The sequence below is a fragment of the Microbacterium sp. 69-10 genome (assembly GCF_001897945.1).
GTDB lineage: Bacteria > Actinomycetota > Actinomycetes > Actinomycetales > Microbacteriaceae > Microbacterium.
Map to the genome: position 1 here is coordinate 237,465 of NZ_MKRT01000028.1, position 1,366 is coordinate 238,830.

Here is a 1,366-nt window from a genome sequence, read left to right on the forward strand (position 1 = left end):
CCCCCGCCGCCGCTCCCCTCGGGCGAGATCCTGACGCCGCGCGAGATCGAACTGGTGCGGCTGGTCGCGGACGGTCTCAGCAACCTGGAGATCGGCGAGCGGATGCACCTGTCCGAGCCGACCATCAAGACCCACATGGGTCATGTCCTGGCCAAACTCGGGATGCGCGATCGGCTCCAGGTGGCTGTGTGGGCGCACCGTTCCGGCACCGCGCGGTGAGGGCGATGCAGGATCATCCGGGAGGATGACCGCCCCGCACTCGAGTCATCCTGCGGACCGACGACGCGCGCCTGCCACGGATCTGATGCTGGAATCATGAACGATCCGGTCCTGAACGCGCACGCACTCACGAAGAACTACGGCCCCACCCGCGCCCTGGCGGGCGTCGACGCCGCCGTCCATCGCGGCGAGTCCCTCGCCATCATGGGCGCGTCGGGCTCCGGCAAGACCACGCTGCTTCATGCGCTGGCCGGCATCATCAGCCCCGACAGCGGGTCGGTCGCGTTCACATCGGCATCCGGTGAGCGCATCGACGTCACCGGACAGTCCGAATCGGTCCGCTCACGGCTACGGCGCGAGCGCTTCGGGTTCGTGTTCCAGCAGGGACTGCTGATCCCGGAGCTCACCGCCATCGAGAACGTCGCGCTCGCACTGATGATCAACGGCGCCAAGCGGCAGGACGCCATCGGCCCGGCAGCCGCCTGGCTGCAGTCGCTGGGTCTCGCCTGGATGGAGGACCGCCGCATCGGCGAACTCTCCGGCGGGCAGGCGCAGCGGGTCGCGATCGCCCGCGCTCAGGTGACCGGGGCGGAGCTGATCTTCGCCGACGAGCCGACCGGCGCTCTGGACTCGCACACCTCTGCGGAGGTGATGGACGCGCTCCTCTGGTCGACCACAGGTCAGGGGCGCACGCTCGTGGTCGTCACGCACGACCCCCAGGTGGCGGCGCGCTGCACGCGCGTGCTGCGGATGCGCGACGGCGTCATCGTGGATGCCGAGGTGAACGCATGAACCCGCAGGTGGTCCGGGTGCTGCTGCGACCGGCGCCGGGCAATGCCGCGACGCTGGTGATCCCCGCCACGGCGTTCGCGATCGTCACGGCGCTCGTGCTGACGGTCGTGGGCGGCGCCCAGTCGTTCTGGGGCTGGGACGACGAGATGGCGCTCATCTATCAGGTTCTCGCCGCAGTGGCCCTGGTGCTGCTCGTGGTGCCCCTGGCATCCCTCGGCGGCGCGGCCGCCCGGCTGTCGGCCCGTCGCCGTGACGAGCGGCTGTCCACCCTTCGGCTGCTGGGCGTGACGCCAGCGGGCGTGGGCACCATCACCGTCGTCGAATCGACCCTCATCGCCACCGCCGGCGTCGTGGC

General features: G+C 70.6%; 2 protein-coding genes and 1 pseudogene. All 3 read left to right on the forward strand.

Features of this window, described 5'->3' with window-relative positions; all coding sequences use genetic code 11:
* A partial coding sequence (locus tag BGN97_RS15715) for a response regulator transcription factor (RefSeq protein ID WP_292703488.1) occupies positions 1 to 219 on the forward strand: 219 nt, incomplete at its 5' end.
* 96 nt (positions 220 to 315) lie between these two features.
* On the forward strand, positions 316 to 1,011 hold the full coding sequence (locus BGN97_RS15720; protein WP_292703491.1) for an ABC transporter ATP-binding protein: 696 nt from the start codon (positions 316 to 318) through the stop codon (positions 1,009 to 1,011).
* Positions 1,008 to 1,366: pseudogene (locus BGN97_RS15725) on the forward strand (permease); the annotation flags it as partial. The gene BGN97_RS15720 and the pseudogene BGN97_RS15725, both read left to right, overlap by 4 nt.